The organism is Streptomyces sp. NPDC051677 (genome assembly GCF_044453465.1).
Lineage (GTDB): Bacteria > Actinomycetota > Actinomycetes > Streptomycetales > Streptomycetaceae > Streptomyces.
Map to the genome: position 1 here is coordinate 1 of NZ_JBITCT010000006.1, position 25,791 is coordinate 25,791.

The 25,791-nt window shown below is 67.2% G+C and carries 23 protein-coding genes and 3 pseudogenes; 15 read left to right on the forward strand and 11 right to left on the reverse strand.

Annotated features, from left to right (window positions below):
* Window positions 1–254: 254 nt before the first annotated feature.
* Window positions 255–2,015, reverse strand: coding sequence for an MFS transporter (locus ACIBAF_RS08565; RefSeq protein ID WP_399462402.1), 1,761 nt, complete (start codon window positions 2,013–2,015; stop codon window positions 255–257).
* 641 nt (window positions 2,016–2,656) lie between these two features.
* Here ACIBAF_RS08565 and ACIBAF_RS08570 point away from each other — a divergent pair.
* From ACIBAF_RS08570 to ACIBAF_RS08605, 8 genes and pseudogenes are all read left to right on the forward strand, one after another.
* On the forward strand, window positions 2,657–3,148 hold the full coding sequence (locus ACIBAF_RS08570; RefSeq protein ID WP_399462403.1) for a winged helix-turn-helix transcriptional regulator: 492 nt from the start codon (window positions 2,657–2,659) through the stop codon (window positions 3,146–3,148).
* A 92-nt stretch (window positions 3,149–3,240) separates the two neighbouring features.
* Window positions 3,241–3,309 (forward strand): annotated as a pseudogene (locus ACIBAF_RS08575) (hypothetical protein); the annotation flags it as partial.
* Window positions 3,310–3,508: 199 nt separating this feature from the next.
* Window positions 3,509–3,853, forward strand: coding sequence for a hypothetical protein (locus ACIBAF_RS08580; protein ID WP_399462663.1), 345 nt, complete (start codon window positions 3,509–3,511; stop codon window positions 3,851–3,853).
* Window positions 3,825–4,546, forward strand: a pseudogene (locus ACIBAF_RS08585) (response regulator). The gene ACIBAF_RS08580 and the pseudogene ACIBAF_RS08585 overlap by 29 nt, the downstream one beginning before the upstream one ends.
* Complete coding sequence (locus ACIBAF_RS08590; protein ID WP_399462404.1) at window positions 4,543–4,824, forward strand: LacI family DNA-binding transcriptional regulator; 282 nt, start codon at window positions 4,543–4,545, stop codon at window positions 4,822–4,824. The pseudogene ACIBAF_RS08585 and the gene ACIBAF_RS08590 overlap by 4 nt, the downstream one beginning before the upstream one ends.
* Before the next feature lie 67 nt (window positions 4,825–4,891).
* Window positions 4,892–7,153 (forward strand): ATP-binding protein, encoded by a 2,262-nt coding sequence (locus tag ACIBAF_RS08595; RefSeq protein ID WP_399462405.1) that lies wholly within the window; start codon window positions 4,892–4,894, stop codon window positions 7,151–7,153.
* A 318-nt stretch (window positions 7,154–7,471) separates the two neighbouring features.
* Window positions 7,472–9,292, forward strand: a complete 1,821-nt coding sequence (locus tag ACIBAF_RS08600) for a LamG domain-containing protein (protein WP_399462406.1) — start codon at window positions 7,472–7,474, stop codon at window positions 9,290–9,292.
* Between the two features lie 132 nt (window positions 9,293–9,424).
* Window positions 9,425–10,669: an endonuclease/exonuclease/phosphatase family protein gene (locus tag ACIBAF_RS08605; protein WP_399462644.1), complete on the forward strand. Its 1,245-nt coding sequence runs from the start codon at window positions 9,425–9,427 to the stop codon at window positions 10,667–10,669.
* Between the two features lie 374 nt (window positions 10,670–11,043).
* Here the strand turns inward: ACIBAF_RS08605 and ACIBAF_RS08610 are convergent, their stop codons facing one another.
* Window positions 11,044–12,168 carry an NADH:flavin oxidoreductase gene (locus ACIBAF_RS08610; RefSeq protein ID WP_399462407.1) on the reverse strand — a complete coding sequence of 375 codons (1,125 nt, stop codon included), beginning with the start codon at window positions 12,166–12,168 and terminating at the stop codon, window positions 11,044–11,046.
* 245 nt (window positions 12,169–12,413) lie between these two features.
* Between ACIBAF_RS08610 and ACIBAF_RS08615 the strand changes: the two genes are divergently transcribed.
* The 5 genes from ACIBAF_RS08615 to ACIBAF_RS08635 all read left to right on the forward strand — a co-directional run bounded on the left by ACIBAF_RS08615 (window position 12,414) and on the right by ACIBAF_RS08635 (window position 17,414).
* Window positions 12,414–14,018 (forward strand): AMP-binding protein, encoded by a 1,605-nt coding sequence (locus tag ACIBAF_RS08615; protein WP_399462645.1) that lies wholly within the window; start codon window positions 12,414–12,416, stop codon window positions 14,016–14,018.
* 56 nt (window positions 14,019–14,074) lie between these two features.
* Window positions 14,075–15,328: a serine hydrolase domain-containing protein gene (locus ACIBAF_RS08620; RefSeq protein WP_399462408.1), complete on the forward strand. Its 1,254-nt coding sequence runs from the start codon at window positions 14,075–14,077 to the stop codon at window positions 15,326–15,328.
* 56 nt (window positions 15,329–15,384) lie between these two features.
* Entirely contained in the window at window positions 15,385–16,182 is a 798-nt protein-coding gene (locus ACIBAF_RS08625; protein ID WP_399462409.1) for a TIGR03084 family metal-binding protein, read from the forward strand.
* A 598-nt stretch (window positions 16,183–16,780) separates the two neighbouring features.
* Window positions 16,781–17,089, forward strand: a complete 309-nt coding sequence (locus ACIBAF_RS08630; RefSeq protein ID WP_399462410.1) for a putative quinol monooxygenase — start codon at window positions 16,781–16,783, stop codon at window positions 17,087–17,089.
* Between the two features lie 79 nt (window positions 17,090–17,168).
* Window positions 17,169–17,414, forward strand: a complete 246-nt coding sequence (locus tag ACIBAF_RS08635; protein ID WP_399462411.1) for a hypothetical protein — start codon at window positions 17,169–17,171, stop codon at window positions 17,412–17,414.
* Between the two features lie 376 nt (window positions 17,415–17,790).
* Here ACIBAF_RS08635 and ACIBAF_RS08640 read toward each other — a convergent pair whose 3' ends face one another.
* The 5 genes from ACIBAF_RS08640 to ACIBAF_RS08660 form a co-directional block, all read right to left on the reverse strand.
* A complete protein-coding gene (locus ACIBAF_RS08640) occupies window positions 17,791–18,858 on the reverse strand; it encodes an alkene reductase (RefSeq protein WP_399462412.1) in 1,068 nt (355 codons plus the stop codon).
* 259 nt (window positions 18,859–19,117) lie between these two features.
* Window positions 19,118–19,243 (reverse strand): hypothetical protein, encoded by a 126-nt coding sequence (locus tag ACIBAF_RS08645; protein WP_399462413.1) that lies wholly within the window; start codon window positions 19,241–19,243, stop codon window positions 19,118–19,120.
* 74 nt (window positions 19,244–19,317) lie between these two features.
* Window positions 19,318–19,593, reverse strand: a complete 276-nt coding sequence (locus ACIBAF_RS08650) for a hypothetical protein (RefSeq protein ID WP_399462414.1) — start codon at window positions 19,591–19,593, stop codon at window positions 19,318–19,320.
* 154 nt (window positions 19,594–19,747) lie between these two features.
* The gene (locus ACIBAF_RS08655; RefSeq protein WP_399462416.1) at window positions 19,748–20,560 is read right to left on the reverse strand and encodes an amidohydrolase family protein; all 813 of its coding nucleotides are present in this window, start codon (window positions 20,558–20,560) and stop codon (window positions 19,748–19,750) included.
* A gap of 72 nt (window positions 20,561–20,632) precedes the next feature.
* A complete protein-coding gene (locus ACIBAF_RS08660; RefSeq protein WP_399462417.1) occupies window positions 20,633–20,935 on the reverse strand; it encodes a hypothetical protein in 303 nt (100 codons plus the stop codon).
* 66 nt (window positions 20,936–21,001) lie between these two features.
* Here ACIBAF_RS08660 and ACIBAF_RS08665 point away from each other — a divergent pair, with 66 nt between their 5' ends.
* Window positions 21,002–21,463: an Lrp/AsnC family transcriptional regulator gene (locus ACIBAF_RS08665; RefSeq protein WP_399462418.1), complete on the forward strand. Its 462-nt coding sequence runs from the start codon at window positions 21,002–21,004 to the stop codon at window positions 21,461–21,463.
* 107 nt (window positions 21,464–21,570) lie between these two features.
* Here ACIBAF_RS08665 and ACIBAF_RS08670 read toward each other — a convergent pair.
* Together ACIBAF_RS08670 and ACIBAF_RS08675 are read right to left on the reverse strand one after the other, a co-directional pair.
* Window positions 21,571–21,690 (reverse strand): annotated as a pseudogene (locus ACIBAF_RS08670) (gamma-glutamyl-gamma-aminobutyrate hydrolase family protein); the annotation flags it as partial.
* Window positions 21,691–21,711: 21 nt separating this feature from the next.
* Window positions 21,712–22,224 carry a winged helix-turn-helix transcriptional regulator gene (locus tag ACIBAF_RS08675; protein ID WP_399462419.1) on the reverse strand — a complete coding sequence of 171 codons (513 nt, stop codon included), beginning with the start codon at window positions 22,222–22,224 and terminating at the stop codon, window positions 21,712–21,714.
* A gap of 246 nt (window positions 22,225–22,470) precedes the next feature.
* Here ACIBAF_RS08675 and ACIBAF_RS08680 point away from each other — a divergent pair, with 246 nt between their 5' ends.
* Entirely contained in the window at window positions 22,471–23,283 is an 813-nt protein-coding gene (locus ACIBAF_RS08680) for an enoyl-CoA hydratase/isomerase family protein (RefSeq protein WP_399462420.1), read from the forward strand.
* Between the two features lie 84 nt (window positions 23,284–23,367).
* On the opposite strand, the gene ACIBAF_RS08685 is transcribed toward ACIBAF_RS08680, so the two are convergent.
* On the reverse strand, window positions 23,368–24,795 hold the full coding sequence (locus ACIBAF_RS08685; RefSeq protein WP_399462421.1) for an amino acid permease: 1,428 nt from the start codon (window positions 24,793–24,795) through the stop codon (window positions 23,368–23,370).
* A gap of 36 nt (window positions 24,796–24,831) precedes the next feature.
* Complete coding sequence (locus ACIBAF_RS08690; RefSeq protein WP_399462422.1) at window positions 24,832–25,788, reverse strand: NAD(P)-dependent oxidoreductase; 957 nt, start codon at window positions 25,786–25,788, stop codon at window positions 24,832–24,834.
* Between the last annotated feature and the right edge of the window lie 3 nt (window positions 25,789–25,791).

The window sequence follows — 25,791 nt, forward strand, 5'->3', positions numbered from 1 at the left end:
CGTTGCTGTCGGCTCGGCAAACGAGCCTAACCATGAGGGTCTATTTATACAACTATGCAGGTAGAAATCATTTTTTATGGCGATGTGCATCGAGGGTCGACTCGGAACCCGCGTCCGGCGGTTTCCTCCGGTCGGCGACGGCGCGTTCCCGGGGCTGCATCTGCGTGGCGTCGCTCATTGACCGCAAGGCCCCGGCATCCTGGCATCGCTGCTCAGGGAACCGTGGGCCTCGCTGTCGCTGCTGAAGCTGTTCGTCAGTTCGCGTTGACGGCGGTGTGGTGCGGTCGGTTGTGTACCAGGAAGGCTGCGGCGAGGGCTGCGAACAGGAATAGGGCGGCGATGACGGCCATGCCGGCGTGGACGCCGGAGGTGAAGGCGTCGCCGACTGCGGCGGTCACGTTCGGCGGGGCCGCTTGGGTTTTGGCACCGGTGGAGACGGCGTGCTCGATGGCGGGCCATGCAGCCTGGGGCACGTGGTGGGCGTCGAGCTGGTCCGGCAGTTGGGACTGAAGCCGGCTGGCGAGGAGTGCGCCGAGGAGGGAGGTGCCCGTGACGGATCCGATCTGGCGGAAGGCGTTGACGGCCTGCGAAGCCATGCCGGCGCGCTCGTGGGAGACGCTGACCAGGGCGGCGGCGGTGCTCGGCGCGGCCACCATGCCGCATGCGGCTCCGAAGAGTACGTACAGCCACCACATCTGGGAATAGGGTGTGGTCGGCTCCAGGGTGGTCAATCCGAGCGCAGCGGCTCCTCCGATGAGGAAGCCCAGGGTCAGCGGGAGTTTGAAGCCGGTGCGGCGGATCACGCGTCCGGTGAGGGCGGCGACGATGACGTAGACGCCGAAGAGGGGCAGCAGACGCCATCCCACTTCCAGGGCGGACAGGTGCTGGACACGCTGGTAGAAGAGCACCGACACGATGCCCATGCCGGTGAAGCCGAACAGGGAGACGGCGGCGGCGAACATGACAGAGCTGAACGACGCCGACCGGAACAGGGTCATGTCCAGCATGGGTGTGCTGCCGGCGCGCTCGACGAGGACGAATCCGGTCAGAGCCGCGGCCGCGATGAACCAGGCGGTGAGGATGCGGGTGCTGGTGTAGCCGTCGTGTCCGCCTTCGATGAGGGCGTAGACGAGGGCGGCGATGCCCAGGACGGCCAGGACCTGGCCGGGGATGTCGAGCTTGCCGCCGGGGCTGCGTGATTCGACGACGAATACGGCCATGGCCATGGTGACCACGGCGAGGACGGCGGTCGACAGGAAGACCGTGTTCCAGTGGAAGTGCTCCTGCAGTGCGCCCGCGATCAGGGGGCCGGCGGCGAGTCCGATGCCGGAGGAGGCTGCCCAGGCGGTGATGACCTCGGTGCGACGGTGAGGGTCGGGGAAGCTGGCTCCCAGGATGGCCAGGCTGTTGGGGAGTATGAGAGCGCCGCCGACGCCGGAGATCAGCTGGCCGGCGATGACGCCTTCCACTGAACCCGCAGAGAAGACGGTGAGCGAACCAATGATCATGATCGCGGTGCCGGCGAGGAAGGCACGCTTGCGGCCGTAGAGGTTGCCGATGGTGCCCGCGGACATCACCAGGCTGGCCACCAGCAGGTTGTACGCGGAGGGGATCCAGACCAGGCCGGTCGGGGAGACGCGCAGGTCGTCCTGGATGGCCGACAGCGCCGACACCGATGCGGTGACCAGTAGAAAGGTCGTCATGGCGCCCAGGCACATCGCGACGAGCGTGACGGCTGCGGCGAGCCGGGAGGGCTGGTGTGGGGAGAGCCGGTTCCCGGGTCGCTCCTCGGCCGGCTTGAGCCGGCCCAGGCGCCGGGCCGCGGCGGGGGAAGGGTTGGAAGCCATGGTGTCCTCGTCTTGGCGAATTTGCGGATAGAGGGCGGCGGCGCGACCGGAAGGGTCGGCCTGTGCCCGGCTGGTGAGGTCGTTGACGACGGCCTCGTGAGCGCTGGTGGGGATCTGGTGCACGGCGGCGGGCGACGCCTGCCGGATCGTTGTGGGGCGTGGTGACATGCCGGGCCACGGTGCCCGTGGAGCCGATGCGGAGTCCGGGCACGGTGATGCCCTGTGGTGCAAGCTGCTGACGCACCGTGTCGGTCGGGCTCCACCGCGCGGCCTTGGCGGCGTATGCGCGCCAACTGTCGGGAGGCTGATCCACGACAGCATGGACAGTTTGGCGAGGATGGCACTGCCGCCCCCTCCATCGCCGGGGCGAAAGCCCGGATCATGACGAAGGTGTTCAGGTAGTGGGTCTCCATCGCCAGTCGGACGGAGTCCCGGTTGCCGCCGCGGTAAGTCGGCTCCCGTGGTGCTGCCTGCATTGTTGATCAGCGCGGTGACGTCACGGGACGGTCCGGCAGCCTCGGCTGTGAATGCTGGATCGGAGACGTAGCTCCCGATCGCTTTCACGTCGGGCGGATCGATTTGGTGCGGTCGACGGGTCGCCGTGTACGCCGTGGCGCCGCGTCCGACCGGTTTCTGAGCGCGCAGCCTTCCGGGCCCGCGGTTGGCCACGGTGGCCAGGGCGGTTGCTGCGCTCATGTCCGTGATTCCTCCGTTGAATGCACATACTCAAGCTGACTTATGTGTACAGAAGTCAGTCATGACGCTATAGCCTAGCTATGGTTGAAGCAAGTCAGGTGAGAGGTTGAGAGATGAGTGATCTGCTGACAGGGCGGGATGCCTGGTCCATGGCCAACTGCTCCATCGCCCGCACTCTGGAGATCGTTGGCACCAGGGCATCGCTGCTGATCATGCGCGAGGCGTTCTTCGGTACTCGCCGGTTCGACGACTTCGCGAGGCGTGTGGGCATCGGTGAACCCGCCACCTCGGCACGCCTGAAGGAGCTGACCGCCGCCGGGCTCCTGGAGCGCGTCCCTTACCAGGAGCGCGGCCAGCGGACTCGGTACGCTTATCAACTGACCGAGAAGGGCCGTGACTTCCAGCCCGTACTCGTGGCGCTGCGGCAGTGGGGCGACATCTGGGCCGCGGGTGAACAGGGGCCCCCGGTGGTCGTCCGCCACAAGGAATGCGATGCCGCGGTGCATGCGGTGATCCGCTGCGACGACGGTCACGACGTTCCGTTCGGGGACTCGTTCGTCGACGCCGGGCCGGGGCTCATTCACGTCGGCTCGGACAGTCGGTGAATCAGTCGGTTGCGCGTGGCGGAGGAGCGGATGCAGTTCGCCCATGAGCTGCATGACGTGGTGGCCACCGCATGGCGGTGGCCAACGCGCATATGGGGACGGCCGCGCATCCGGCGTGCTCGCATCCGGAGCAGGCGCAGAAGCTTCTGGCCGATCTGGCGGGGACGACGTCGTCGGCATTGCTGGAATTGCGGGCGACGCTAGGGGTGCTGCGGCAGGCCGGGGACGCCGAGGACGAATCAAGTCCTGGAGTCGGCTCCGGGACTGCAGCGGCTACCAGAATTGGTGGCCCCGCGCGAGTCGGGCGGACTTGCGGTGACGGCGACCACCGAACGAGAGCCCCGTCCACTGTCACCGGGGGTGGACCTGACGGCGTACCGGATTATCCAGAAAGCCCTGACCAAGGCCACGAAACGCGCTGCCGACCATGCGGCCCATGCCCGGCTCACCTTCTCGGACTCCCGGCTGCTCATCAGTGTCAGCAACGGCGGCGGTGCCGTCACCCCGACGATCCCGGGCGGCTACGGTCTGCTGGGCATGCGAGAGCGCGCCCACTCCGTCGGCGGTGACCTCCACGCCTGCCTCGCCCCGAAGGCGGCTTCGAAGTCACCAGCGCCCTACCGCTCCAGCACCACGTCCAGGCGGGAAGCCCGGCCGAACGACGAGAGGCAACCCGTTGACCGTCCGCGTCCTGGTCGCCGATGACCAGGCCTGCTGCGAGGCACGTTCCGACTCCTGATCGACTCATGCGAGGATATAGAGGTGGTCGGTGAGGCCGCCGACGGCCAGGAAGCGGTGGCACTCGCCCGCACCCAGCGCCCCGACCTCGGCGTCATGGATATCCGCATGCCGGGCACGGACGGTCTTGCCGCCACGGCCACCATCTGCGACGACCGCCGAACTGGCGGGCACCCGCGTTCTCGTCCTGACCATGTTCGAGACCGAGGAGTACGTCGCCCAGACACTGCGCGTGGGTGCCAGCGGCTTCCTGGGCAAGTACGTCACCACCGACGCGCTGCTGGCCGGCATCCGCAGTGTCGCGGCTGGTGAGGCACTGCTGTCGCCCCCGGGAGCAACCCGGGCCCTGTATCACCCGCTTTCTCACCGCGCCCGGAAGTCACTGCGCTGGCGTCTCAGGGCAAGTCCAACGACGAGATCGCCGACGAGCTCGTCCTGAGCGTCCTGACCGTGTGCCCCCATATCCAGCGCGCCATGACCGAACTTGGCGCCCGCGACCGAGGTGCGTCACCGCGCGAACGCCGCGGCAGCCTTGCCCAGGCGCGTTATGTCCCGTTAGGTTGCGGCGGAGTTTCCGCCGGGGAGCGAGGTGGATCGGCGAGTCGGTGTCGTCCGGGCGGGCGGACACCGAGTGACCATGCAAGGCGAGGCGAACGGTGACAGGTCGGAGCGGGACGCAGGGGGAGGGGCAGTACGGCCTGCTGACCACCATCGCCAGTGAGGCCGGGGTGTCTCTCAGCACCGTGTCGAAGGTGGTGCACCGGTGCCCTGACGTGGGTGCGGCGACGCGGGCCAGGGTTGAGGAGTTGCTGGCGCGGCGCGGTTACGTCCGCCCGGGGTCCGGCGGGCGAGCCATTCGAGTGTTCCGACGGAACGCTACGCTGGGAACCGGCCTCGGTTCGCACAGTCCCTATACAACTCACGTCGGGTTTTGCTGAGACGGGGAGTCTTGAGCGAGTCTTGAGCGCCGTGCGCCCCGTCGGCCGACCGGGAGGTGAGGGAGGCATGACAAGTGTGGTATACGGGAACGGAAACCTTCCGGTCGCCCTCACCAGCTTCGTGGGGCGGCGGCGTGACATCGCAGAGATCCGCCGCCTCCTCGGTACGACGCGGCTGCTGACCCTGACCGGGGTGGGCGGTGTGGGCAAGACCCGGCTGGCACTGGAAGTGGCCACTGAGGCGAGGAAGGCGTTCCCGGACGGGACGTGGCTGGTGGACCTGGCACCGGTGCAACACCCGGCGGCAGTGGCGAGCACGGCCGCGAGCGCGGTGGGGATCGCGGACCTGGGCGTGCTGCCCACCCTCGACCAGCTCGCCAGGCATCTGGCCGGGCGTCGTGCGTTGGTCGTACTGGACAACTGCGAGCACCTGGTCGACGCCTGCGCCGAACTGGCCGGCACCCTTCTGTCGGCCGGCCCAGGACTGCGGGTGCTGGCGACGAGCCGCCGCACCCTGGGCATCGTCGGCGAATACGTGTACACGCTGGCGCCCCTGGTACCGGACGAAGCGGTCGAACTGCTGCAGGACCGGGCCGTCGCGGTCCGGCCGGAGTTCCGGATCACCGATGCCTCCTGGGGGGCGGCCACGCGGCTGTGCGACGAGCTGGACGGTCTGCCACTGGCTATCGAGCTGGCCGCGTCCCGGCTGCGCACCCTCTCGCTGCAGCAGATGCTGGACCGGCTGGAGGACCGTTTCGCGCTGCTCACCGGCGGCAACAGCATCGGCCCCCCTCATCAGCGCACGCTGCGCGCGCTGATCGACTGGAGCTACGAGCTGTGCTCCCCGGCCGAGCGCCTGCTGTGGAACCGGCTGTCCGTCTTCGCCGACGGTTTCGATCTGCACACCGCCGAAGGCGTCTGCTCCGGGGACGGCATCGCCACGCCGGAGGTGTTGGACCTTCTCGATCGGCTTGTCTCCCAGTCCGTCGTGCTGATCACGGAAGCCGAGGGCCAGCCCCGCTACCGGCTGTTGGAGACCATCCGCCGGTACGGGCGTGAACGACTGGTCGGCCGCGGGGAAGAACAGGGTCTGCAACGCCGTCACCGCGACTACTTCCTCTCTCTTGCCGAGTCCATCGCCGACCGTTGGTGGGGCCCGGGGCAGGTGGACGGCCTGGCCCGGCTCCGGGCCGACCACCGCAACCTGCTCGTCGCGCTGCGCTTCGATAACGACCCCCAGGCCACGCTGAGGCTGGCCGCCGCGCTCCGGTATCACTGGTGCCTCGGGGGGTTTCTCGGGGAAGGCCGGCGTCAGCTCGACCGGGTGCTTGCGGCCGCGCCGCAGCCCACTGGGGCCCGCTCCCGGGCGCTGTGGGTCGCCGCCTGGGTGGCGCTGCTCCAGGGCGATCACGCGACGGCCGATCAGTGGCTGGCTGAGGCCGCCGAGCTCGGTGAGCGGCACGCCGATCCCGTGGCGACCGCCCACGTCACGAGCTTGAGCGCGATGGCGTTGATGTTCCGGGGGCGGCTTGCTGAGGCCGTGGGACTCTACGAACGGGCGGTCGTCGCTCTGACATCCGCCGAGGGCGAAGCGGCCTCGCTCTTCGTCCGGTTCCAGTTGGCCGTCGTCCTGACACAGCTGGGGGATTCACGTGCTGCGGAGGCCGGCAGACGGACGGTCGCCATCGCGGAGGCGCATGGTGAGCGAATGGGTCGTGCGTTCGGGCTGTGGGCACTCGGCTATGACGCCTGGACCCGCGGCGACTGCCGGGGGGCGGTGGCGCTGACCCGGGACGGCCTGGAAATCGAGCGGGGTTTCAACGAGCCTTTGGGCGCGGGCCTGATGCTGGAGCTGCTCGCCTGGGTCACCGCGTCTCTCGGCGAGCACGAACAGGCAGGTTTCCTGCTGGGCGCCGCGCGTGGCCTGTGGCTGGACATGGGCACCGGTATCTCCGCCTTCGGACCGTCGGCGGTGGCGTACCACGAGCAGTGCGAGGAGTCGATCGTACGGTGCCTGGGCCGGGCGGAGTACGAGCGGGCGCTCGCGTCCGGTGCCGGTCACGACACCCCCGGCCGGGCGATCGACTTCGCCCTGGGGGTGACAACGCCCTCCGCCCCGGTCGCCGCCCCCAACCCACTGACCCCCCGCGAACGCGAGGTTGCCGCGCTGGTCGCCAAGGGCATGAGCAGCCGGCAGATCGCCGCCGCGCTCGTGATCTCCCAGCGCACGGTCGACGGCCACCTCGAGAACATCCGGGCCAAGCTCGGCTTCGGTTCCCGAGCCCAGATCGCGGCCTGGTGGGCAGTCAATGAGGCGAAGACCTCGTAAAAGCCATATAAGGAACCGGTAAAAGTACCCATGCCCGGGGGATGGCCCCCTCCCTCATCCTGATCACCAGGACGCCACATCTGTGCGGACCGGCCCCGACCTGCGACGGGCCGGTGCGTGCGGGCATCGCGTGGTGCCGTGTCGACGGGTTCTGGACATCCGGGCCTGTCGCAGCATCTGGATCCCGACAGCTTCGAGCCTCACCTTTCCCGACCCGGACGGGCGCCGTCGGGCTGCCCTGTGCCGCCCTCCGGGACGGCAATGCCGCTCCCCCAGCCGTCGGACCCGATGCGTGAATGCCGCCTCGAAAGGAAGAGCATGCGAAGAAAGAACATGGTCGGGGCAGGGGTCACCGCTGCCTTGACCAGGATCGTGCCGGGGCTCGATCCAGGGGCTCAGACCGTCTCCCGGCCAACCCGCACCGGTGCCTCGCTGCGCCGGTGGAAATTCGCCGGCGTCGGCGCCGTCCTGAGTCTCGCGCTGGCTGCCGGCGCCATGACTGCTGCCTCCCCGGCGCAGGCCGAGATCACTGACGGACTGGTGCTGCGCTACAAGCTGGACGAAACGTCGGGCACGGTCGCGCACGACTCCTCGGGGAGCAACCGGGACGGCACGGTCAACGGCACCGCCGACTGGAAGGGCGAAGAGGGGCTGGCCTTCAACGGCTCCAACACCTACGTCAAGGTGCCGAACAACATCATGGCCGGGCTCAGCTCGATCACCGTCGCGTTCGACGTGTGGATCGACCCGGCTATGGGCAAGCCGTACTTCTTCTACGGGTTCGGCAACACCAGCGGCACCAGCGGTAACGGCTACCTGTTCACCACCGGGAACACCTTCCGCACCTCGGTCTCGTTGACGGATTACACCGCCAAGCAGGACATCCAGCCCTCGGGTTCCCCCTACCAACTGCCGCGCGGCATGTGGGAGCACGTCACCTACACCCAGACCGGCAACACCGGCATCCTCTACGAGAACGGCGTGGAGAAAGCCCGCAAGACCGATGTGACCATCACACCTGGCGCCATCGGCGGTGGAACCACCACCGCGGACTACATCGGCCGCTCCCTCTACGCCAACGACCTGTACTTCAAGGGCAGGATCCGCGACTTCCGCCTGTACAACCGCGCCCTGAACCCCTCCGAGGTGCAGGTTGTGGCCACCGGCACCGAACAGCAGTGGGAGCAACTGCAGGCACTGGCCGCCTACAACGGCGCGCTCGCCGTCTTCGAAGATCCCAACATCGGCCCGGTCATCATTTTCCCCTCCGACTACACCGGTGACCTGAACAACCTGCCGACCCCGCCCGAGTGGACGGACGAGTTCGGGAACGACCCCACCAGCTGGCCCACCGCGACCACCGCGAAGAGCCCGCTGTTCACACTCGACCAGGTCACCGCCCTCCAGGACGCGGTGACCGCGCAGGTGCAGCCCGACGGCGACACCACCTACCAGCTGAACGTCTTCTACGACGGGATGAGCGACCGGGTGGTGGCGCGGACCGACGCTCCGGCATCGGTCACCGACCCGCTGGCCACCCAGTACGCCGGCAAGCTCGTGATCGAGGGATACACCCTGGACAACCCGCCACCGGCCGCATGCGCCCCTGACCGGGTGACCGCGGGCCAGGTGCTGGCCCCTGCCCCCGCGCCAGCCGCAGGATTCGGCGATGCCTCGACAAAGACGCAGTGGCAGCAGGTCCAGGCCCTGGCCGACTACAACTGTGCCCTAGCCGCGTTCGACGACCCCACCATCGGCCCGGTCGTCATCTTCCCCTCCGACTACACCGGCGACATCGACGACCTTCAGAAGCCGCCGGGGTGGACCTCGGACTACGGGGATGTCCCGGCCAGCTGGCCCACCCCCACCACCGCGAAGAGCCCCCAGTTCACCCTGGCCCAGATCACCGACATCCAGAACGCGGCCATTCGACAGGTCTCGGCCGACGGCGACACCTCTGCCTACAGCGTCGCCGTCCACTACGACGGGATGAGCGACCGGGTCGTGGTGGAGACCGACGCCCCGAGCTCGGTCACCGACCCGCTGCTCACCGCGTACCCGAACAAGGTCACGATTGCCGCCTTCCCCGCTCCCGACCCCGTCGACACGTCCAACGCCGAGGCCACCAATGCCGGCTGACCCCGCTCCCACTCCTGGCGCCGTCACTGGCGCAAACCGGAAGGACGACCTGTGAGAATCCCTCTCCCGGCATCGCGCAGGAGACAGCGCCGCCACGCCGACGGCCGACTGCGCATGCTCGTTCTCGTGCCGATGCTCGCAGTCGCGGTGCTGGCGGGCCTGCTCGTCACCATCGCGACTCCGCAGCGCGCCTCCGCGGCGGGTGTGGAGGACTACCGCCCAGCGACCTACAACATGCAGGGCGGCGGCGGCGCCGGCGGCAGCAAGTGGACGACCGACATCCCACAGCTCATCAACGGCGGCTACAACGTGATCGCGCTGCAGGAGGCCGGCCCCCAGCCTCCTGCGAGCGCACACCTCGTCCGCAACATCGGGTATCTGGGCAACACCTCCCACTGGCTGGGATGGCGGCCGCAGGAATACACATGGCGGCCACTGGGCCAGGCCCAGGACTGGTACATCTACTGGGTGCGAACGGACTTCAGCGGCCCGGCCGGCTATCACGGAGGTCGGGTGAACATCGCCATCCTGACCAGGCAGCGCGCGACCACGGTGCTGGTCGCTCGTCCCGGCGACACCTTCTATGGCGGCAATGGGCTCCCGACCGCCCGGCCCGCCCTCGGCGTCAACCTGAACGGTACGGTCTTCTACAGCGTGCACGCGCTGTCAGGCGGAGGCAACGACGGCAGACAGTTGCTGGAGAGAATGGCCTCAGCGGCGCTTCTCCGCCCCTGGGCAGCGATGGGCGACTGGAACCGCGAACCGAACACCCTGCAAACCCGACCCGGCATGCACAAGTACACAACCGGCCGAGCCACGCACATGGGTCAGCACGAACTGGACTACATGGTGTCCAATCAGGTGATCCCCGGCTACGGCGGCGTCGGACGGGGCTTCGGGTCCGACCACCTGGCCGTCATGTTCCGCCGCCTGGCAGCAAACGCCAGCGTCCAATTGCTCAACGCCCACGATGGCAACCGGGCCCTGGACCAGGATGGGAATACGATCATATCGTCCAGTCAAATCCCAGGGCGGTACGGCCATTGGAAGTTCGTCGCCGCCGGCGGCGGCAACTACACCATTAGGCAAGCACTCCGGGATATGAACCCCGAACAGTGCATGGACGCGATCAGCACACAGCTGGCCCACTCCCCCTGTAACAGCGCCTCTTCGCAGTTGTTCGACATCAACTACTGGGCCGACACGGGCCAGCTCGCGATCAAGCCCGCCAACCGGACTACCTGCCTCGGGGACGACACGGACTTCGGGTGGGGAACCGAGATCATCACCACGATGAGCTGCAACAAGGGTGAGGCCCGGTTCAACTTCCGCTTCGACAACGACCCTGGACCGAACGCCCCTCTCGTCGTCTTCTAGGCATCAAGATCCGAAGGGCGAAGTGTGAGGGTCCGGGCCTCCCGGGCCCTCACCGGATTCCCCGGCAGGCTGCGCGCACCCAGCTCACCGTCGAGGAGGCGAACAGCTCGATGTTCACCCCGGCCGATCAGCAGTTTCTCCTCGCCCCTGAGGCGGACACTCCGTCGTCGTGGGCACCCTGCCGCAGCTCAACGACCGCCCCCGCCAGTTCCTCGGCTGGCATACGCCCGCCGAGCTCTTCACTGAGCTCGTCGCAACACTGGAGTGATCACGTGTTGCGACGCTCGCTGGGATCCGCCTTAGAACTCAGGTTCGCCTCTCCGGTCGAAATCCGGACACCGCGCCGGGGAGAGGCGCGGGTTGGGCTCGGTACTTCAGTGCAGGGTGTTCAGCGACGCCGCGTCAAACGCGTTCAGGTCGTCGAGGCGGCCCTCAAGGACCTTCTTGGCCCACTCCGGGTCGGTGAGCAGTGCCCGGCCCACCGCCGCCAGGTCGAATTCCTCCGCCTCCAGGCGATCCAGGAGGTTGTCAATACCCCCGACCTGGGCGCCCTCGCCCTGGAACCAGCGGGACTCACCGACCAGGCCCACCGAGCCGACCGTGATCGCCGGCTTGCCGGTGAGCTTCTTCGTCCAACCCGCGAGATTGAGGTCCGAGCCCTCGAACTCGGGAAGCCAGTAGCGGCGCGTGGAGGCGTGGAAGGCGTCCACGCCCGCGGCCGCGAGCGGGGCGAGGATCGCCTCCAACTCCTCGACGCTCTCGGCGATCCGGGCCTCGTACGCGCCCAGCTTCCACTGCGAGTAACGGAAGATGACCGGGAAGGACGGTGAGACCGCGTCGCGCACGGCCGCCACGATCTCCGCCGCGAACTTCGCTCGGGCGACCGGGGCGCCGCCGTAGGCGTCCGTACGGCGGTTGGTGCCCTCCCACAGGAACTGGTCGATCAGATAGCCGTGCGCCCCGTGCAACTCCACCCCGTCGAAGCCGATCCGCTCGGCCGCGGCGGCAGACTCGGCGAAGGCGGCGACGACGTCGTCCAGATCCTGCTGCGTCATGGCACGGCCCGTGCCCTCGGTACCGTCGATGCGCAGGCCGGACGGGCCGAAGGCCGGAGCCTCGGGGTACGGCGGATCGCCGGCCTTGCGTACCATGCCGACGTGCCACAGCTGCGGCATGATCGTGCCGCCGGTCGCATGCACGCCCTCGGCGACCTTCGCCCAGCCCGCCAGTTGTTCCTCGCCGTGGAACCGCGGCACGCGGTCGTTGTCGCCGGCCGACTCGTGGCCCACGTATGTGCCCTCGGTGACGATCAGGCCCACGCCGGCGGCGGCACGTCGCGAGTAGTACGCCACCACGTCCTCGTCCGGGACGCCGCCCGGAGAGAACATGCGGGTCATGGGCGCCATGACGATGCGGTTCGGGACAGTCAGACCGTTGATCGCGACGGGACGGGAAAGGATCTGTGCCGCGCGGGATGAGGTTGAGGCGGTGGTGGTCATAGGAGGCTCCTCCTGAGGGATGCCGACGGGTATGTGAGCGTGCATTGAATCCTCATCCCTCAAGATGCTTCGGTCAATCTACTTGCAGAGTTTCATTAACGGACTCTAACCTCTTGCCCGGACAGCGCCGTCCAGGAGGAGCCCATGACTTCGCCGTTCACAGGGCAGCAGCGCCTCGCTCGACGGGAGCGCATGTCGACCGACGACGAGGGAGCAGACTGGTGACCGAACACGCGGTCTTCGAGATGTCGCGCTGGCCCGCACGGGACAGCGGGACCGTCCAGGACGCCACGATCGGCGAGCTGCTCCGCCGGGCGGCCTCTCTCGCACCCTCCACCGTCGCACTCGTCGAAGGCGTCGCCGACACCGCCGAGCGTCGGCGGTGGACGTATGCTCAGCTGCTCGAGGAGAGCGTGCGTGTCGGCCGTGCGCTGCTCGGCCGCTTCGTCCCGGGCGAGCGAGTGGCGGTGTGGAGCAACAACATCCCGGAATGGATCCTGGTCCAGCTCGGCGCCGCTCACGCGGGCATCACCCTCGTACCCATCGATCCCGCGTTGCAGGCCCGGGAGTTGAGGCATGTCCTGGACCACTCCGGTGCGGCCGGGGTGTTCTTGAGAGCGGAGTACCGCAGGAACGCGATGGCCTCGATCCTGGAGGCGGTGCGTCCGGGGCTGCCGAAGCTGCGTGAGGTCGTGTACTTCGAGGACTGGCCCCCGTTCGTGGCGTCTGGGTCCGCGCATCGCGAACTGCCCGACGTGTCGGCCGATTCCGAGGCGCAGATCCTGTACACGTCGGGCACCACCGGAGTCCCCAAGGGCGTCGTGCTGACGCACCGCGGGCTGGTCAACAACGCCCGCTTCGGCGTCGGTCGGCTTCCCTTGCGGCAGGGCGACGTGTTCGTCAACAGCATGCCGCTGTTTCACACCGTAGGTTCAGGGGTGTTGACGTTGGGGTTGATCGCCTCACTCGCCACGCAGGTCCTGATGCCCTTCTTCGAGCCGGGGCTGCAGCTGATGCTTTTGGAGGAGGAGCGAAGCGTGGTCGTCGGCGGCGTCTCGACGATGCTGCTAGCGATGCTCGAACACGAACGGTTCCCCGCCACGGATACCTCGACGCTGCGCTTCGCCCTCTCCGGCGGCGCCGCGGTGCCGCCGGAGCTGGCACGGCGGGTCGAGCGCGAGTTGGGCGTGCCGCTGGCGATCGTCTACGGTCAAACCGAGGCATCTCCCACCATCACGATGGTCGACCCGTTCCGGGACAGCGCGAACGACCGCACGCAGACCGTGGGACGGCCGTTGCCGGCCACCGATCTGCGCATCGTCGACCCGTTGGATCGTACGACCGTCCTGCCGGTCGGCGAGATCGGCGAGATCTGCACCCGTGGCTATCACGTCATGTCCGGCTACCTCGACGCCCCCGAGCAGACATCCGAAGCCATCGATGCCGACGGCTGGTTGCACACCGGCGACCTGGGCAGCATGGACGCGCGTGGCTATCTACGCATCGAGGGCCGACTGAAGGAAATGATCATCCGGGGCGGGGAGAACGTCTTTCCGAGCGAAATCGAAAACGTCTTGCTGACCCACCCGGACGTGCGCGATGTCGCGGTAGTCGGCGTGCCCGACCAGCGCTGGGGCGAGCAGGTGGCGGCGTTCGTCCTCGCGGTCGACGGCCATCGGCTCAACGAGGACGAACTCATCCGCTACTGCCAAGAACGACTCGCCCGGCACAAGGTCCCGCGCATCTGGCGAACGGTCGGGGAGTTCCCCAAGACCGGTTCCGGAAAGATCCGCAAGACGGTGTTGCGTGAGAGTTTCGCCAGTATGCCGACCGCAACGGCCGAGGCCTGAGCGCGCCCTCCCACCTCGGGCGAAGTGGGAGGGCCTGATGCGCATCACCGGTGTCGATGGAAGACGCGCCGATCGGCAGCACTTCAGCCGTCGGCCCAATGACCGCCCATTCCGGGCGAGTTGACGTGATCGGCAAGGAGGCTGTCGTGAGCAACTCAGACATCGACCGTATTTTGAGGGATGCGGTGAGCCAGGGCGCGGTGCCGCATGTCGTCGCACTGGCAGCGGATCCTTCCGGCTGTATCTACCAGGGCGCGGCCGGCCCGATGGCATCGGGCAGCCCCGAGCCGGTGGGCCCTGGTTCGCTGTTCAGGATCGCCTCGATGACGAAGATCGTGACGACGATCGCCGTCCTCCAGCAGGTCGAGCGCGGGAACCTGGACCTCGACGAGCACGTGGACGCCTATCTGCCACGGTTCGCCGACATCGGCGTGCTCGACGGTTTCGACGGCGATCGCCCTCTCGTACGACCGCCTGCGAGACGAGCCACCGTCCGACAGCTCCTGACGCACACTGCGGGCCTGGGGTACTGGTTCTGGAGTGCTGAGGTCCAGCGCTGGCAGATGGTCAACGGCGTCGTCAATCCGCTGGCCAGTGATCAAGCGAGCTACCTTTCCGCCCCGATGGTCGTCGACCCAGGCGAGCGCTTCATCTATGGGATCGGCGTGGACTGGCTCGGCGAGGTCGTGGAGAAGACCAGTGGTGCGACGCTGCAGGATTACTTCCGGCAGGAGATCTTCCAGCCGCTGGAGATGAGCAGCACCATGTTCGCCCCCGATGCCGACGCCCGGCAGGGCCTGGTGCCGATACACCTGAGAACCCCCGACGCGGGATGGATCGCCACCGACTTCGACCTGCAGGATCCCGAGTCCTGGCACTCGGGTGGGCACGGGTTGTACAGCACTCCGAACGACTTCCTGCGCCTGCAGCGGGCCCTGCTCGCCGGCGGTTCCCTGGACGGCTCGGCCGTGCTCCGAAAGGACACAGTGGATGAGATGTTCAGCAATCAGATCGGTGATCTCGTCTTCCCGGCGCACATCCCGACGGCAGATCCGGTAGTGGCGAGTTCGTGGAACGGTCCGAGCGGAATGAAGTGGGGCTACGGCCTTCTGCTGACCACCGACCAGGAGCCGGGCTTCCGGGCTCCTGGCAGCGGCGGCTGGGCAGGGCTGTTCAACACCTACTTCTGGATCGACCGGAAATCCAAGATCGCCGGCGCGGTCTACAGCCAGTTCTGTCCCTTCGCCGACCCCGCGATGCTGGCCGTGTCCCGGAACTTCGAGAACCGGCTCTACCGCGCGATGGTGTGAGCCGCAGGTTATGCGGACTCAACGGACAGACTGATCCACCGAGAGGAGGCCACTTCATGACCGCCGGGGCGACCAAGCTCGACGAAGTGCTCACCGACCTGGAGGCCGAGAGCAACCAACTCGATGCCCTCGTCGCGTCACTGGCTGCTGATGACTGGCGCATGTCGACACCGGCCGAGACTTGGACCATTGCTCATCAGATCGCCCATCTGGCGTCCACCGATGAGGCAGCCGTTCTCGCGGCGACCGATAAGCAAGGCTGGGACGGACTCGTACGGCAGGTGGGCATGGACCCATCGGGCTTCGTGGACTCAGCGGCGGCCTCACTGGTCGCCGCACCACCCGGCGATCTGCTGGCTGCTTGGCGCGCGTCGCGGAAGAGACTCCACAGCGCATTGCGGGAGTTTCCCGCCGGTCGGAAGCTGCCGTGGTTCGGCCCACCGATGAGTCCGACGTCGATGGCGACCGCTCGGTTCATGGAGACATGGGCGCACGGGCTCGACATAGCCGAGGCACTCGACGCTGTATCTGAACCGACCGACCCTGTTCGTCATGTCGTGCACCTGGGCGTGCGGACCCGAGGATTCACCTTCGCGAGCCGTGGACTGCCCCTGCCCACCGAGGACGTCTACGTGCACGTGACACTGCCCTCTGGAATGGTCTGGGAAGACGGATCGCCTGACGCGAAGAACTCGATCCGTGGATCCGCATACCACTTCGCGCTCTGCGTCACGCAACGTCGCCACCGCGACGATCTCGACCTGCTCGCGACCGGTGAAGTCGCCGACCAGTGGCTCGACATCGCCCAAGCCTTCGCCGGCCCACCCGGCCGGGGGCGGCGGCCAGCTCCCTGACCCGGGCAAGAACAAGCCCCAATGGTCCCGCTGATGTGTTAGTACCGCAGTCGCGGTTCTCCATTTGGACTGGTCAGTGGCCTGTTTTCGAGCCTAGTCGGCTGATGGGCCGTCATGTGGATCTTGGTTCGTGACTCAGTCGAGGCGGGGACGGTCGGTGTATCCGCGTGGCTTTCCCTGTAGGACGAGGGTCGTCCCTGGGGGTTGAAACGTACGGATGCAGGTATGCGGTCGGCGAAGTCCGGACTGGAGATAAAGGATCTGCCGAGGGCGGCAGCGCTGAGAAGAGGGCTCCGAGCCACATCAGCTGTAAGCGTCGCACGGCTGATACCACGTCGGCGTTCCCAGCCTGACCTTCGGCGAATTGGCCCGGGTGGAAGGTTGCTTGATGGAGCACCCGTCGATAAGGTGAGTTGCATTATGAGACTTACCTCTCGGGGGAGGGGCTCCCATGACAACCTCCTCATGTTCGTACCCCCCCCGTGCTGAACGGTCTTATCGACCGGTCTCTCATCGAGCGTTGGGGGGCGCGGTATCCGCGGTGGGGGGCCCGAGAGGCTTAACCAGGCGCAATCTCTATGAAACCGAGGTACTTGGTATGCCTGTGGTGATTGTCCGGCTGCACCCCGCCGCGGGTCAGCTTGAGAAGGTACTGGATATTTACCGCCAGGAAGTTCCCCTGATCCACGCCGAACCCGGCTGTGAACTGTTCGCCGTCCATACTGACGGCACCGACGTGTTCCTCGTCGAATCGTGGGCAACTCCGGAGGACCTCAAGGCCCACACGGACGGGGAGGGGTTCACGCGTACCAGAGAGCACCTCGGCCCGGTGCTGGACGGCCCAGGCGACATCCGGGTTGTCGACCCGATCCCGCTCGGTGTCGAGGCCAAAGGCACGCTGCGCTAACCTGCGCGTTTCCCTTGTGGCGCTGTCGGGATCATGAGCGGAAGCACGAAAGTCTTTTGAACCGGGGTGACAGGCACCGATGCTAGGTGGCACGGCCCGTGGCCTGCCTGACTCAACTCAGCTACTACCCCCGCCTCCGCGCCCGCGCGCCGAACTGGTCGAGGCTGGCTGTGCCACCGAGCGGATCGTCGAGGCCCTCGACGCCGAAGGCCTCGACGCCGACGGCTTCCGCCCGCCCAAGCGGTGTAAGCCGTTCACCAAGAGCGCAGTCAAGGACCTGCTGCGGGCCCCGGTCATCCAGCGCCCCCCCTCGCCGTCGCCCTGACAACCTGGACGAACACGAGTGGTGGCTCCGCGACCTCGCTGAGCACCTGGGCATGTCCGAGGTCACCCTGGACGCCTGGTGCGGCCGGGCTGGGCAACCGGATACCTGCACCCCCGGCCCGACTGACTGTCGTGCCCGCGGGGTGATGCGCAGGTAGCGGTTCAGGCCAGGCTTGTCGGGGATCTTCACGCGCAGCTCGCCCCTTTTGATGTCGCTGAGCTGTCGGTGTCCACGATCAGGTCGGTCAGCTGGGCGACGAGTTGGGTCGGGACTAGTGCACTCGATGAGGATGGCGGCTCCGCGACCCCAGGAGTTGCGGAGCCGCCACGTGCCGCAGCCGTGCCAGGTGCCAAGCGCCAGGTGCCAGGCGCTGTGCTCAGGCGGCGTAGGTGGGGTAGTCGGTGTAGCCGACCGCGCCGCCGCCGTAGAAGGTGGCGGGATCGGGGGTGTTGAGGGGGGCGTCCGCGCGTACGCGCTCGACGAGGTCGGGGTTGGCGAGGGCCATCGAGCCGACGGTGATGACGTCGGCGAGGCCGTCCTCGATGTCCTTGGCGCGGGTGGCTATATCTGCGCCTGCCCGGTTGAGGAGCAGAGTGGTCGGCCACAGCTTGCGGAGGGTGTGCAGGAGCTCCTCGTCGCCGCCGTGGGCTATGTGCAGGTAGGCGAGGTTGAGGGGGGCGAGGGCGTGCAGGAGGTGGGGGTAGAGCTCGTGGGGGTCGCTCTCCGCGAGGCCGTTGACTTGGAAGGGGTTGCCGGGAGAGATTCGGATGCCGGTGCGGCCGGCGCCGATCTCGTCGGCCACGGCTGTCGCGACCTCCACCGCGAAACGGACGCGGTTGTCGAGGGAGCCCCCGTACTGGTCGGTGCGCTGGTTCGCGCTGGGGAAGAGGAACTGGTTGACCAGGTAGCCGTTGGCTCCGTGGATCTCGACGCCGTCGGCGCCGGCCGAGATGGCGGCCGCGGCGGCGTGCCGGAAGTCGTTGACCGTCGCGGCGATCTCCTCGGCGGACAGCTCACGTGGCACGGGCATCTCCTGGGGCCCGTTGGCGGTGAACATGACGCCCGAAGGCTTGATCGCGGAGGGGGCTACCGGCTGCCGGTGGTGGGGGGTGTTGTCGGGGTGGGAGATGCGCCCGACGTGCATCAGCTGGATGACGACACGTCCGTCGACCTTGTGTACGGCGTCGGTGACCTTGCGCCAGCCCGCGATGTGCTCCGCGGTGTAGATGCCCGGGGTTGTCGGGTAGCCCTGGCCGTCGGCGGAGGGCTGGGTGCCCTCGGTGATGATGAGCGCGTGCGAGGCGCGTTGGGCGTAGTACTCGGCGTTCAGCTCGGTCGGCACGCCTTCCGGGGTGGCTCGGCTGCGGGTCAGCGGAGCCATGGCCAGCCGGTGAGACAGGGGGATCTCCCCAACGACGGTCGGGTTCCACAGGGCGTTGCTCATGGATGATTCCTCAAGGTGATGGAAGATGGCTCGCTGAAGGCGGGCGGATGCCGTCTGGGTGGGGTCGATCGGACGGACATCGGGTTCTTGTGGTTCAGGCCCGGTGTCGCACCTGCCAAGCCCCCCATCGGTCGCCCAGATGACGGCGCCACCTATAGAAGTACGTTCATAATTCTATTCGGGGTGGCGGGCTGCTGCAAGTAAGCCTCTTGAGGTGAGCTGAAGCAGGTGCCGCAGGATCCCTTCAACCGCGCCTGAACTATGTGGCAGGGACGGCGTCGAAGTTGTGGGCGAGGTTGCGGGCGAAGGCCGCAAGCGGAGCCGGGGTGTCGTGCTCGATGCCGGCGATCCACTCCTCAAGCCGGTCGCCGTGACGGGCGGCCATGACGGTCTCCTTCGTAGTCGTCATGCCGTACGTCCGGGAGAGATGGGAGACGATCTCGCCGGAGGTTAGGCCCTTCACTGCAGCGAGAGCTGCATGAGTAGCGTCGCCGACATCGTCACAACGAACGTCGGGCAACAAGCGACCTGGGGGTCGGCATTGAGGAACTGCGCCGCATTGCCCGGCAGTGGATCGTTGTCTTCACCTTCGACCACGACAGCAGCCGCAGGTTCTGGCTGCTGGACGAGTACTTGCCGGAGGCGGCCGCGTTCGACGACACACGAGCGGTCGCGGTCGACCGCTTGGTCACGCTGTTGGGAGGCGCCCGCATCGAGACGGTCCCCGTCCCGCACGACTGCACCGACGGATCAGTCGGCACCTCCCCTGTGAGGCCCCGCCCGGGCCCCCTCAATGGGGACGGCCCAGCGTTCGTGATCTCTCGGGGGAACAGTCGGCCGGGACTTCCGGGGCTATGAGGCGGGGAAAAGGTCAGCTGACCAGGTGTGTTCAAAGGCTGAAGACTCGTCGGGCGTTGCCGGACAGAAACAGCTCGGTGGTCTCCTCGTCCAAGTCCAGTTCGCCGAGGTGCTCCAGCGCCTGACTATGGGTGATCATGGGGTAATTGGTGCCGAACAGCACCTTCCGGCGGCCCCGGCCGCGCAGGTAGTCGACCAGCTCGCGTGGGTAGCGGCGGGTGGTGTAGGCGCTGGTGTCGATGTACACGTTCGCGTGCTTGTCGGCCACCGCGATCATCTCCATGGTCCACGGGTACCCGATGTGCCCGCACACGATGGTCAGCTCGGGGAAGTCGAGCGCGACCTGGTCGATGTAGGGGATGGGTCGGCCGGTTTCGGACGGGCGCAGCGGGCCGGTGTGGCCGACCTGAGTGCAGAAGGGAATGCCGAGGTCGACGCACGCGGCGTACAGCGGGTAATACAGTCGGTCGGTGGGCGGGAGCTGCCACAGCCAGGGCACGATCCGCAGGGCCACAAAACCGAGTTCCTGCACCGCGCGGCGCAGTTCCCGAACCGCCTGGACTGGCCGGGTGAGATCCGCGCCGGCCACCCCGCGCAGCCGCCCGTCGGACTGGGCGGCAAACTCGGCGACCTCATCGTTGCTGATCAGCGGACCCCCGGGCCCGTACCAGGCTGCCGACAGCCCGATCTCGACATCGGCCGCTGCCATCGCGGCCACCGTGGCCTTGACCGGCAACGGCTCCTGCAACAGCCCCCGCCCCGTCCACTGGCGCAACGACTCGAACATCTCGTGGTTGGAGTGACGGAGTGTGGGGTGCTGCATCCACGCATCAATGACCGGCATCGGACTCCCTGCCTCTTCGCTAGCCGCTCGCCGTCCTGCCCCGAAACGGCTAAGCGATCGCTTACTGCAACCCTAGTCGATGCCTGCAGCGCACAGCGACTGGAGGCGCGCCTCTCGTTCCGCGTCCGTCAGGGCCTCCTGGTCCGGTGCCGCGACGATTGTCAGGCCGACGGTGAGCGCCGGATCCTGACGGTTCACGTAGACGTCGTCCATGTTGGTCTCGGTACTCGACAGGGGCGTCTCGCAGTGCCAGCAGTACCAGAGAGCCCGGAAGGAGGTGTCCATGGCCTTGTAGCCGTTGTCGTACTCCACCCAGCGAGCCCGCCGCGCCGGGATCGCCGTCCTGTCTGCTGCAAAGTCACGATCTATTGGCATCTGCTGCTATCGTTTCCGCAGAATATAGGCACGTGATGCCTCTTCGGGAGGAAGGTGGCTCCATCCATGAAGGAGCTGGATGCAATCGACCGCCGCATTCTCCGGGTGCTCCAGGAGAACGGGCGGATCCAGAACGTTGAGCTGGCCGAGAAGGTGGGCCTGTCGCCTTCCCCGTGCCTGCGGCGCGTGAAGATCCTCGAAGAGGCGGGAGTGGTCGAGCGCTATGTCGCACTGCTCAACCCCTCCAAGATCGGAGTGGGCCTCACGGTCTTCGCGCGGGTCTGGTTGACCGGACAGGACGCCGAAACCGTCGAGCACTTCACCGACGAGGTGAAGCGGCTGCCGCAGATCGTCGAATGTCATCTGATGGCCGGCGACTGCGACTTCCTGCTCCGCGTCGTGGCAGCTGATCTGGACGCCTACAGGAAGTTCCAACTCGACCATCTGACCCGGATCAAGGGTGTGCAGAACGTCAAGACGGAGATTCCGATGCAGAAGATCAAGATGACCTCAGAATTGCCGCTCTGAAAGGCGTATCCGATTCCTGCCCAAAGGTTGTCGCGCCATCGGTGGGTGATAGCGCGGCCGACCGTGGTGGCTGTCGCTGAAGGATCGGGTGTTGCTGGTGGCGACGTGGCGACCTCGATGCCGAAGGTGTCCTGGAGGTCGTCGACGTCGTAGACGGCCTCGTGGGTATCGGTGTCGCCGTAGCGGTGCGGAGCGAGATCGCCGCCGCCGGGGAGGAGGCCGCCGTCGACGGACGACTTGTGCGTCCGCTACACCGCGGGTACGAACGCAACCTCGTCTGTCGGCGTCAGGAGTGTCTCGTCGGTGACGAACCCCAGTCGTACCTGCTGTCCGGTCTGCTGCAGCTCGCGCGTGGCGCTGACCCCTGACTCGGGTGGGATGAAGTCGTCGCCCCACTGGCCAAGCGCTGCGAGGAGGACGCGCAGCTCCAGGCCGGCTTCCGTGGGGTGATAGGACTGCCGGGTGCGGCTGCCTGCGTCTCGGTAATCTCGCTGCTCCAGGACGCCGCATTGCGTGAGGCGGTCCAGGCGGTTCGTGAGAACGTTCGGGGCGATCCCGATGGAGGCTGTCAGGTCGGCGAACCGGGTCAGGCCGAAAATCAGCACTTCACGAAGGATGAGCAGAGTCCATCGGTCGCCGATGATCGCGATCGTCCGTTCGATTGAACAATATGCGTCCTCGGCGGGCGTGGACACCGGCGGGGCGACGCGCCCGGCGTCGGGGGTGTCGATCTCCGGATCTACGGATGAGGGGCGTGTCATCAATCGACGCTCCTGTGGGCGGGTGACGAGCTATGGGCTATCACCCTGCGAGTGTACGACGCTTGCGAAACCTCCATGGTGAGGGCTCGGGAGGCGCCGGCGACGGATGCCGCCGGCCAACCGGGCGGATGCCTCCTGCCGCGCGCCCAGCGAGCGCCACTCGCTAGAGGAGACCGGGGGACCCTGTGGCTCCGGAAAGGATGAGCTGTCTTGCGTTTTGCAAGTCAGCATGTTTAGGCTGCGTCCATGACTCAGATCAGGATCACCAAACCCACTGCGACGCTCTGGCGTGCAACCTTCGACAACCCCCCGCTCAACCTCATGGGCGGGCAGATGGTCGTCGAGCTGCGTGCTCTGGTGGAAGCTGTGCAATCGGACCCCGACGTCGCCGTGATCGTGTTCGACAGTGCGAACCCCGACTACTTCATCGCGCACTGGGATCTCGCCGACAGCGGCGAGGCGATGACCAGCCTTCCTCCCGGGCCGACCGGCCAGCCGCCGCTCTTGGATGTCTTCATTCGACTCAGCAAGCTGCCCGTTCTCACCGTCAGCGCGATCCGTGGCCGCGCGCGTGGCGCCGGCAGCGAGTTCGCGCTCGCCACGGACATCCGGTTCGCAAGCGATAAGGCCGTTCTCGGCCAGTTCGAGCTCGCAACCGGAGTCGTGCCTGGCGGGGGCGCGTTGTCGCGACTGTCACGCCTGGTCGGGCGGGGCCGCGCGATCGAGATCATCGCCGGCGCCGAGGACTTCGACGGACAGCTCGCCGAACGATACGGCTACGTCAACCGTGCCGTCGCGGACGAGGAGTTCGACGCATTCGTCGACGCATTCGTGACGAGGTTGGCCAGGCTCGATCGCCGCGCGATTCGAGAGCTCAAGGAGGCGGTTGACCCGCTCACCCTGCCTGCGGACGAGGAGTTCCCGCCTCAGCTCGAGACATTCATGGCCGGGGTCATGAGGCCGGAAGTGCAGGCCCGTGTGGGCCGGCTGTTCGAGCAGGGCTTCCAGCGACCCGGACCAGTCGAGGACAAGCTCGGGGACTTCGTGGCGCAAGGCTGAGTGCCGTCGACGGATCATCCAGATGGGCCGAACCTGAGCCCTGCTTATGGATCGGCCCTTCAGGGAATCCTCATCAGAAGGACCCTAGGCCCCTGGGGAATCCGGCAACCGAGTGCGAGACCGGGCGATGCGGTACGCGACGCAGAGCGCGGAGAACCAGATCGCCCACACGTACAGCGCGGGCCGGGTGTCGTCGGAGGTGGCCATCAATGCGGCGACGAACACCAGCACGCCGATGCTCAGGATGGTGGTGACGGGCGCGCCGGGCATCGGGAAGTCCGTGGCGGGCACGGTTCCGGACCGAACCCGGGAGCGGAACCGCAGGTGGGTGACGAGGATCATCAGCCAGGTCCACATGCCTGCACAGGTCGCGACCGAGGTGATGTACACGAACGCCTTGTCCGGAGAGACCATGTTCACGATGACGCCGATGCCCATGATGAGCGTGGACAGTGTCAGCGCGGGCAGCGGCAGCCGTCGCTCGCTGAGCCGGCCCATCGCCTTGGGTGCTTCGCCGTTCAGAGCGAGACCGCGCAGCATGCGTCCGGTGGAGTAGATACCGGAGTTGCACGAGGACAGGGCGGCGGTGAGGACGACGAAGTTCATGATGCCCGCCGCGCCGGGGATGCCGACCTTGGCGAATACCTGAACAAACGGGCTGACACCCGGGGAGTAGGAGGTCCAGCTGAAGATGGACAGCAGCACGATGAGCGCGCCGACGTAGAAGAGCCCGATGCGGACCGGAAGCGTCTTGATGGCTTTCCGCAGGGTCTCCTTGGGATTCTCTGCCTCCCCGGCGGTGATACCGACCAGCTCGACACCGATGTAGGCGAAGATGACACCCTGCATGGCCACCATGGACTGCCAGGCGCCGTGCGGAGCGAAGCCGCCATCGGCCCACAGATGGCTGACCGAGGCGGCCTCTCCGGCCGAGGAGAACCCGAACGTCAGCACCCCCACACCAATCACGATCATCGCGGTGATGGCGACGACCTTGATGGTCGCGAACCAGAACTCCAACTCGCCGAACAGCTTCACCGAGACGAGGTTGGTCGTGAACAGCACCACGAGCGCGGCAGCCGCGGTGGACCAGGCGGGTATCTGCGGCCACCAGTAGTTGATGTAGGCGCCCGCGGCAGTCACCTCGGACATGCAGGCGGTGACCCAGAAGGCCCAGTAGGACCAGCCCGTGACGAACCCCGCGAAGGGGCCGAGGAACTCCCGGGCATGCTCGGCGAAGCTGCCTGACACCGGGCGGTGGGTGAGGAGTTCGCCCAGAGCCCGCATGATGAAGTAAATGACGACTCCGGCGACGGCGTAACAGGCGATCACGCTTGGTCCGATGGATGCGATCACGCTGCTGGAGCCGTAGAAGAGGCCCGTGCCGATGGCCCCGCCGAGCGCCATCATCTGGATCTGACGACTGCTCAGCCCCCGTTGGTATCCCTCCTCGGGGAGGACCGTGTCAGTTGCACCGCCGGGGGAGCGCTGCTCAACGGAGAACGGTTGCATACTGGTGTCTCTTTCGGTGTCTGCTGACGCGCGCCGTTAGGACGCGGTGTCCGGGCGGGGTGGGGAAGTGACGTTCGAGCCGCTCGCCTTGGTGCGGGCCTCGATGGCCTGGATGACCGACATCATGTCGAGCCTGCCGTTGCCGAGGTCCACGCTCTCGCCGTAGAGAATGTTGCTCAGGTCGAGCAGCGGCGATGCCACGCCGGCGGCGCGGGCGGCTGCGGCGATCAGCCGGGTGCTGGTGTAGGCATCGGACGTGGCCGCCTGCGCGATGAAATCTCGTTCGATGAGCATGGGGATCTTCACTCGGGTGACGTCGCAGGCCATTGGGCCGGCCTCGACTGCCGCGTTGAAGGCTTCGAGGTCGAGGCCGTTGACCTCGGCGAAGTGCACCGCTTCCGCCAGGCCGGCGAGCATGGTGACCAGGTACAGGTTGACGGCCAGTTTCATCAGCAGCCCGCTACTGGTCGGGCCGCACATCACAGTCTCCCGGCACATCGGCGCGAGCAGCGGACGGACCTTGGACACGGTGTCGAGGTCGCCGCCGAGCAGGGCGACCAACTGGCCGGCCTCGGCAGGCCTCTTGGAACCGGACACCGGCGCTTCAACGAACCGTCCGCCGGCGGCTTCGATGTCCCTCGCGAGTCCGCGTGCGTACTCGGCCGAGGTCGAGCCCGTCGACACGACGACATGGCCGGACACCAACTTCGCGAACGCGGGTGTGCCGCGCCCCAGCACCTCGTCGGTGACCTGTTCGTTGACCAGCATGACGAACACAGTGCGGGTGCGGGTGAACACCTCCTCGACGCTGTCCGCCACGGCCGCGCCGAGGGCCCGCAGCGGCTCGGCGCGTTCGGGGGTGCGGTTCCACACCACGAGGCTGGTACCGGCCTTGGCCAGGTTGAGCGCCATGGGCTGCCCCATGACGCCGAGCCCGACGAAGCCGATCTCCTCCTCGGACCGGTGGACGGGGCTCCTTGTCGCGTGGGTCATTTT

Bases quoted from the DNA above. Each gene is read 5' to 3' on its own strand.
- ACIBAF_RS08645 (WP_399462413.1), bottom strand. From the start codon at position 19,243: ATGGCCGCCCGTCACGGCGACCGGCTTGAGGAGTGGATCGCCGGCATC.
- ACIBAF_RS08685 (WP_399462421.1), bottom strand. From the start codon at position 24,795: ATGCAACCGTTCTCCGTTGAGCAGCGCTCCCCCGGCGGTGCAACTGAC.
- ACIBAF_RS08625 (WP_399462409.1), top strand. From the start codon at position 15,385: ATGACCGCCGGGGCGACCAAGCTCGACGAAGTGCTCACCGACCTGGAG.
- ACIBAF_RS08610 (WP_399462407.1), bottom strand. From the start codon at position 12,168: ATGACCACCACCGCCTCAACCTCATCCCGCGCGGCACAGATCCTTTCC.
- ACIBAF_RS08570 (WP_399462403.1), top strand. From the start codon at position 2,657: ATGAGTGATCTGCTGACAGGGCGGGATGCCTGGTCCATGGCCAACTGC.
- ACIBAF_RS08675 (WP_399462419.1), bottom strand. From the start codon at position 22,224: ATGACACGCCCCTCATCCGTAGATCCGGAGATCGACACCCCCGACGCC.
- ACIBAF_RS08665 (WP_399462418.1), top strand. From the start codon at position 21,002: ATGAAGGAGCTGGATGCAATCGACCGCCGCATTCTCCGGGTGCTCCAG.
- ACIBAF_RS08600 (WP_399462406.1), top strand. From the start codon at position 7,472: ATGCGAAGAAAGAACATGGTCGGGGCAGGGGTCACCGCTGCCTTGACC.
- ACIBAF_RS08660 (WP_399462417.1), bottom strand. From the start codon at position 20,935: ATGCCAATAGATCGTGACTTTGCAGCAGACAGGACGGCGATCCCGGCG.
- ACIBAF_RS08605 (WP_399462644.1), top strand. From the start codon at position 9,425: ATGCTCGCAGTCGCGGTGCTGGCGGGCCTGCTCGTCACCATCGCGACT.
- ACIBAF_RS08595 (WP_399462405.1), top strand. From the start codon at position 4,892: ATGACAAGTGTGGTATACGGGAACGGAAACCTTCCGGTCGCCCTCACC.
- ACIBAF_RS08680 (WP_399462420.1), top strand. From the start codon at position 22,471: ATGACTCAGATCAGGATCACCAAACCCACTGCGACGCTCTGGCGTGCA.
- ACIBAF_RS08630 (WP_399462410.1), top strand. From the start codon at position 16,781: ATGCCTGTGGTGATTGTCCGGCTGCACCCCGCCGCGGGTCAGCTTGAG.
- ACIBAF_RS08565 (WP_399462402.1), bottom strand. From the start codon at position 2,015: ATGTCACCACGCCCCACAACGATCCGGCAGGCGTCGCCCGCCGCCGTG.
- ACIBAF_RS08655 (WP_399462416.1), bottom strand. From the start codon at position 20,560: ATGCCGGTCATTGATGCGTGGATGCAGCACCCCACACTCCGTCACTCC.
- ACIBAF_RS08635 (WP_399462411.1), top strand. From the start codon at position 17,169: ATGCTAGGTGGCACGGCCCGTGGCCTGCCTGACTCAACTCAGCTACTA.
- ACIBAF_RS08620 (WP_399462408.1), top strand. From the start codon at position 14,075: ATGGAAGACGCGCCGATCGGCAGCACTTCAGCCGTCGGCCCAATGACC.
- ACIBAF_RS08615 (WP_399462645.1), top strand. From the start codon at position 12,414: ATGTCGCGCTGGCCCGCACGGGACAGCGGGACCGTCCAGGACGCCACG.
- ACIBAF_RS08690 (WP_399462422.1), bottom strand. From the start codon at position 25,788: ATGACCCACGCGACAAGGAGCCCCGTCCACCGGTCCGAGGAGGAGATC.
- ACIBAF_RS08640 (WP_399462412.1), bottom strand. From the start codon at position 18,858: ATGAGCAACGCCCTGTGGAACCCGACCGTCGTTGGGGAGATCCCCCTG.